The sequence below is a fragment of the Streptomyces sp. NPDC003034 genome (assembly GCF_053591375.1).
The window spans coordinates 1-6135 of sequence record NZ_JBSFTS010000052.1 but is presented as its reverse complement, the minus strand read 5'-3'; the positions used below and the strand labels follow the sequence as shown (position 1 = coordinate 6135).

The window sequence follows — 6135 nt, the reverse complement described above, 5'->3', positions numbered from 1 at the left end:
AACAGACCACCGGCTGCGGACCAGCGGATTCCGCCCGCACCCACACCATCAGGCGACGACAGAAACACTCAAAGAGTCACGAACCGCCCTCTGAGGAGTTCAAGCAGCGGCTGCGGGCGGTCGCGGGCACCGACTTCGGCGCGCACTCGCCGCGCTGGCTGTCCCGGTTCGGCGACGCCACCCGGCAGGCCGAGCGCTACCGGGTCGGCCGGGTGCTGCTGGCCGGCGACGCGGCGCACATCCACCCGCCGACCGGCGGGCAGAAGCTCAACCTGGGTGTGCAGGACGCGTTCAACCTCGGCTGGAAGCTGGCCGGCGCGGTCAACGGCTGGGCGCCGCCGGGGCTGCTGGACAGCTACCACGCCGAGCGGCACCCGGTGGGCGCCCGCGTACTGGAGAACACCCGCGCGCAGATCACGCTGCTGGGGACCGATCCGGGTGCGAGCGCGCTGCGGGAGTTGTTCTCGAAGCTGATGGACTTCGAGGAGGTGAACCGGTACCTGACGGAGATGATCACCGCGGTCGGGGTCCGCTACGACTTCGGCGAGGGCCACGACCTGCTCGGCCGGCGGCTGCGGGACGTGCGGCTGAAGCAGGGCCGCCTCTATGAGCTGATGCACGGCGGCCGCGGCCTGCTGCTCGACCAGAGCGGCCGGCTCTCGGTGGAGGGCTGGGCGGATCGGGTCGACCACGTCGTCGACGTCGTCGCCGACAGCGAGGAACTGGACGTGCCCGCGGTGCTGTTGCGGCCGGACGGCCACGTGGCGTGGGCGGGTGAGGACCAGGCGGATCTGCTCGGCCAACTGCCCAAGTGGTTCGGCCCCGCCGCCGGTTGAGGGGACTCTGCCCAGGGGACGTCGGGGCGGGAGCTGCGGGTGGGGGCCCGGGGCGGGGATGGGGCCGCCCGCGGGGCTCAGCCGGGCGTGCCCTCACATCACGTCTTCGAGCTCCTGCAGCAGTCGCCGCACCTCGTCGGCGAAGGTGGCGTCCGTGACGTCGTCCACGCCTGCTGTCTTGATCATGTCGTCCCCTCGGTTGGTTCGCAACCGCACAGGCGCTGGGGGACGACGCTGGACATTGACGCCCACGTCAAAGCAAGGCGCCCGTATGGCAGGTGAGACGGACCCGCGCCTTGTCGCCTTTCCGCGGAACTCGGCGGTCCGGGTGGGTGGCGTCGCCGTCGGCTTCACCACCCACCCGGACCGCGGAACAGCAGTCGGTACCGTCACGGCGATCACCCCCACGTCGCGGGAGCGCCGCCCTGCCGTCACCGGTCGCGCTGTCAGTGCTTGTTGTGGTGGTCGTGCTTGTCGTGGTGCTTGTTGTGCTTGTTGTGCTTGTTGTGCTTGTCGTGGTGCTTGTCGTGCTTGTCGTGGTGCTTGTTGTGCTTCTTGTTGTGGTGGTCGTACTTGTCGTGGTGCTTGTTGTGCTTGTTGTGCTTCTTGTGGTGGTCGTGCTTGTCGTGGTGGTCATGCTTGTCGTGGCCCGCGACGATGCTGACGACCGGCGTGGCGGGCTTTGCAGTCGCCGTCGCGGCGGAGGCGGGCAGGATGGCGGCGCCGGAGAGCAGGGCGCCCGAGGCCAGGATGGTCGCGAGGCGGAAGCCGCGCCGCTTCGGACGGACGTCGTTGGGGGTGTGAACGGTGCGGGTCATGAATTTCTCCTAGCGATGAATGGTTTTCGGTATTCCCGGAAATCCGGGTGTCAGTCGGTGGACCGTTTTCCGGCCGGCGATCCGGCGAGAGGGAGCATCCTCGGCGAGGAATTCCTTCTTTCCGTTCCGCCTCTTTGCCCTTCCGGCGAGGCCCGTGCTTCAAGTAAGCCCGACCGGCCCGGCAGGGTCATGTTCCGAGGACTCGGGACTTGACGGACCCGAAAGGCTCAGGTATTGGCCGCACGGACCTCGGAGCCCGTCCGCAGGGCCGCGCCACGTGCCCCGCCCGGCCCCAGCCCGAGGTGTGGGGCGGGCGGAAGCGGGTCATCATGGCCGAATAGCCGGATGGGTCCGCGTAACGGGCGTCCGGCACGGAAGGGCGGCAGGTGCGGGTCGGGAGGTGGCGTGTGCAGCTGGATGAGTCGCGCAGGGCCTGGGCCATGATCATCGGTGTCGTCGCCGTCATCCTCGCCAACCTCCTGGCGATCATCCTGGTGAACACCATCGGGCGGTGACCCCCGGCGAGCAGCACGGGTCAAAGGGCGCCCAGCTGCCCGAACAGCCGGTTCTCCAGGCATCGCGTCAGGTACGGAACGCCGTCGGTGTACCCCGAACCGTGTGCATCGCCGAGCATGCGCACGGCCAGGCCGCGATGGGCGGACTTCCACCTCTGGTGCCTGCTTTCCAGCCGGCTGAGCGCCGCGTCGAGGCGGTTCCACTGCGCCCGGCCGAAGGCTCCCGCGCCGCGGAGGTCGAGACAGGCCTGGGTAACGGTGTCGTGGCCGGCGGCTTCCGCTTCGGCCCGTACGGCGGGCACGCTCGTGAAGGCGGCCGAGCGCAAGCGCGGGACGGGCGGAAGGCCGCACAGGATCTCGAACCGTTTGTACTGTTCGGACTGAATGGCGCTGGCGCCTTGGGTGTACTGCCGGAAAGCGGAGAATTGCTCCGCCCGCATCGTGGCGATGACGCGGAAGAGCGCGGCGGCTTGCTCGAACACGGCAGTCGCATGATCTATTCGCGCTACGCCTTCCTCCCATTGCCCTGCGCGCAATGCACCGATGGCCGACTTCATGTCTGCCGCCAGCGTGGTGAAGAGCATTTCGTGGGTCTGCAGGACGCGGATGAAGAAGTACTCGTCATGCAGTGCGGAGACGGGCTGGACGGTGACGTCGAACCACCGCCAGGCGTCCGTCGCCGGTGGCCGGGGCAGGTGATCGAGGAGGTCCTCCAGGCGGGAGTGGGGTGCACGCGTTCTGCGGGACGGCAGTTCTCCGGCCTGCGAGCCGCCGCCGAGGCCCTTCGTGACGAACCGCAGGGCATGGCGCACCCGTGTCCTCAGCGTCGCTGGGTCCGGCCGGTCTCGGCCGGGCCCCTCGCGCGCGGCGCCTGCCGCCCCGACCTCGAAACGGACGACGTCGGACATGAGCATGAGGGACATCCGGTCCGCACCCAGCGCGCAATGCCGTTGATCCATGAGGAGCTCCAGGACCGGCAGCGCGAGGTAGGTGCGATTCCAGAAACGACCCTCGTGTCGGTCGAGCACGCAGTCGAGAAAAGCGTTGAGGAGCGGGCGGTTGGTGGCATGCCGCTGCCTGATGTCGCTCAACTGGAGCGCCATGCGCTCGGGCAGGAAGTGCTTTCCCGTCCACCGCACGTGTTGCGTGAGGGACCGGGCCAGGGAGATGCCGTCGGCTTCCGCCGGCAGGTGATCGGCGGCCGCCCAGTGTTCGACCTCGCGAAGGGCCGACGTACGGGATCCGCACTTCTCGCGCAGCGCGCACACGCCCGGGCAGCCGCCGGTCCTTTCCCGTCCGCATCGCTTCGTGCTGTTCTCAGATGTCATCGCCACTGCTCTCTCCCATGTCGTTGCCGATGTACGGCGGTACGCGGTACGCGGTACGGAGGTGCGTACTCGGTTCCACTAGGCATGGCTGAAAGACCGCAGGTCATGTCTCGGGTATTCGTGTCTTGACAGGGCCCGGTGCGCTCCCGCACGACGAGCCCGGCGCCGGCGGCCCGCGGCTCGCGGCTCGCGGCGTGCGGGCGCCTGGGGTCAGGCCGGGGTGCGCAGGCCCGCGAGGAGCCGGTCGAGTGCCTGCTCCGCGGCCTGCGGGTCCCCGCCCCGCGCGATCCACAGCGCGGCCTCGTTCATCGCCCCCGAGAGCAGCCGGGCCAGGGGCTCCACCGGCTGCTCGGCGATGATCCCGGCTGCGGTGAGCGCCGCCAGGGCCTCCGCGAGGTGCCGGGCGGAGGAGGCCTCGTCCATGGTCCGCCACTCCTCCCAGCCCAGCACGGTCGGCGCGTCGACCAGCAGGATCTGTCGCACCGCCGGGTCGGTTCCCGCCGCCAGGAAGGCCCGGCAGCCGGCCCGGAGCTGCTCCCAGAGGTCCTCGTACCGCTCGGCCGCGGTCGCGACCCGCTCCCCCAGTTCCTGCTGGACCTTGCAGACGACGGCCCGGAAGAGTCCCGCTTTGCTGTCGAAGTGGTGGTAGGCGGCCCCCTTGGTGACGCCGGCGGCCCGCGCCACCTCGGCCAGCACCACGTGGTGGTAGCCCTCGGCGGCGAACCGCCGCTGCCCTTCGGCCAGCAGCGCCTGCCGCGTGGCCGCCCGCTGCTCCGCCCGGTTGACCGCCATCACGTGCGCACCGCCCTTTCCATTCCACGTACCCGGGGTATGCTAACGCCCCGGTTCACATACCCCGGGTATGCGAAATGGATGCGCGTGAAGACGAAGGGCTCTGCCATGACGACCGAACTCCCCACCATTCCCACGGCCGGGCTCGGCGGCTTCTACCCGGTGCTCGCCACCGGGGATGTGGCGGCCTCCCGCGAGTTCTACACCCGCCACCTCGGGTTCGAGGTGACCTTCGAGGCGGACTGGTACGTCAGTCTGCGCCGGCCCGACGCCCCGCAGTACGAGCTGGCCCTCCTCGACCACGCCCACCCGACCGTCCCCGAGGGGCACCGGGCCGCGCTGCGGGGCGGCTTGCTGCTGAACTTCGAGGTGGACGACGTGGACCGCGAGCACCAGCGGCTGGTGGCGAAGGCCGGTCTGCCCGAGGTACTGCCCCTGCGGACGGAGGAGTTCGGCCAGCGCCACTTCATCGTCGCCGCCCCCGACGGTGTCCTGATCGACGTCATCACCGTCGTCCCGCCCAGCGAGGAGTACGCCGCCCAGTACACCGGCGCCTGATTCCCGGGCCTGGCCCTCACACCGGATCACCTCGCCGCCCCGGGGAGCCTCTTCGCGTGAGTTCCCCGGGCTTCCGCTGCCGCTGCGTGCGTCCGTCCAACCTGCTGGGCAGCAGGTCATGTGCCCCAGCGGGGCCACTGGCGCCTGTCAAGTCCCGAAAACTCGCGACATGACGCGACCCGGCGCCAGGGGCTTACTCAAGACCTGGGACGACTCACAGCAAGTGACCCCCGCCCGCGTCACATCGTGAACGCAGGGGCCGGTCCGGCCGCCTCTTCACCTTTTTTCGCGGAAGCGGAATGTGAATGACCCAGGCCCCCCGGACGTGGAGCCATAATGGCGATAAGGAGCGAGCAAATGCGGACAAACATCATTTTCCCGATGCCCTACGTCGGGGGGAGACTGTCGTGAGTTCCCTGCCTCCTTCATCCGAGCGCCCCACCGGCCCCCCGTCCGGTCCGCTGTCCGCTCGGCCGGTGAATCAGCAGCCCACGGCGCCCGGGCCTCCCCCACCGGCGGGGCCACCACCACAACCCCCGCCCCCGCCGGGACCTCCGGCTCCGCCGGGCGGGCCGGGCGGCAGCGGCGAGCCCGGTGAGCCGGGCCGGCGCCGCGGGGCGGCGGCTCACGGGTGGCGCTCGCGCAGGACCGTGTTCAGTGCCGGCACGGCGGTGGCCATAGCCACGGCGGTGGTCCTCAGCTTCACCGTCATGGGCGGGGACAAGGCATCGGGCGGAGAGGTCTTCCTCCAGGCCGCCTCGGCGGCCGGCCCCGATCCGTTCACGCCCTCCACGGCCGCGGTCTCCGAGGAGGTCGAAGTCGCGCCCGCCACCACCGGTAAGCCGAAGGCCGCCACGAGCGGTACGCGAACCCTTGAGGTCAACGGCGCGCACCCGGGGCTGTACGGGGGCACGCGCAATGTCGCGAGCTGCGACGTCGAGAAGCAGATCAAGTTCCTCACGCAGCACCCGGACAAGGGGAAGGCCTTCGCCGCCCCCCTGAAGATCCGGCAGTCGGACATCCCCTCCTATCTGCGGTCGCTGACGCCGGTTCGGCTGAGCTGGGACACCAGGGTCACCAACCACGGGTACAAGAGCGGCGCGCCGACCAGTTACCAGGCGGTCCTGCAGGCCGGAACGCCCGTCCTGGTCGACGAGCGTGCCGTACCTCGCGTGCGCTGCGCCTGCGGCAACCCCCTGGCCCCGCCCGTCGCCGTCCAGGGCAAGCAGACGTACAGCGGCAAGGAGTGGTCCTCGTTCCAGTCCACCGACCTCGTCGCGGTCAAACC

The 6135-nt window shown here is 70.1% G+C and carries 6 protein-coding genes; 3 read left to right on the top strand and 3 right to left on the bottom strand.

From position 1 onward, the window contains the following. Nucleotides 1-836: FAD-dependent monooxygenase (locus ACWDX7_RS28250; RefSeq protein WP_451493267.1), on the top strand; the 836-nt coding region annotated here is incomplete at its 5' end. Nucleotides 837-1282: 446 nt separating this feature from the next. Here the strand turns inward: ACWDX7_RS28250 and ACWDX7_RS28245 are convergent. The 3 genes from ACWDX7_RS28245 to ACWDX7_RS28235 all read right to left on the bottom strand — a co-directional run bounded on the left by ACWDX7_RS28245 (nt 1283) and on the right by ACWDX7_RS28235 (nt 4289). Beyond that, a complete protein-coding gene (locus tag ACWDX7_RS28245) occupies nt 1283-1654 on the bottom strand; it encodes a hypothetical protein (protein ID WP_451493268.1) in 372 nt (123 codons plus the stop codon). A 535-nt stretch (nt 1655-2189) separates the two neighbouring features. Further along, entirely contained in the window at nt 2190-3497 is a 1308-nt protein-coding gene (locus ACWDX7_RS28240; RefSeq protein ID WP_451493269.1) for a tryptophan 2,3-dioxygenase family protein, read from the bottom strand. Between the two features lie 210 nt (nt 3498-3707). After that, nucleotides 3708-4289: a TetR/AcrR family transcriptional regulator gene (locus tag ACWDX7_RS28235; RefSeq protein WP_451493270.1), complete on the bottom strand. Its 582-nt coding sequence runs from the start codon at nt 4287-4289 to the stop codon at nt 3708-3710. Nucleotides 4290-4397: 108 nt separating this feature from the next. Here ACWDX7_RS28235 and ACWDX7_RS28230 point away from each other — a divergent pair, with 108 nt between their 5' ends. Beyond that, complete coding sequence (locus ACWDX7_RS28230) at nt 4398-4847, top strand: VOC family protein (RefSeq protein ID WP_451493271.1); 450 nt, start codon at nt 4398-4400, stop codon at nt 4845-4847. 650 nt (nt 4848-5497) lie between these two features. Next, nucleotides 5498-6135, top strand: a 638-nt coding sequence (locus ACWDX7_RS28225; RefSeq protein WP_451752034.1) for a DUF6777 domain-containing protein, incomplete at its 3' end; no start/stop codon positions are given.

What these genes read in the sequence shown, in the direction of transcription:
- ACWDX7_RS28235 (WP_451493270.1), bottom strand. Translation starts at nt 4,289, where the DNA reads ATGGCGGTCAACCGGGCGGAGCAGCGGGCGGCCACGCGGCAGGCGCTG.
- ACWDX7_RS28230 (WP_451493271.1), top strand. Translation starts at nt 4,398, where the DNA reads ATGACGACCGAACTCCCCACCATTCCCACGGCCGGGCTCGGCGGCTTC.
- ACWDX7_RS28240 (WP_451493269.1), bottom strand. Translation starts at nt 3,497, where the DNA reads ATGACATCTGAGAACAGCACGAAGCGATGCGGACGGGAAAGGACCGGC.
- ACWDX7_RS28245 (WP_451493268.1), bottom strand. Translation starts at nt 1,654, where the DNA reads ATGACCCGCACCGTTCACACCCCCAACGACGTCCGTCCGAAGCGGCGC.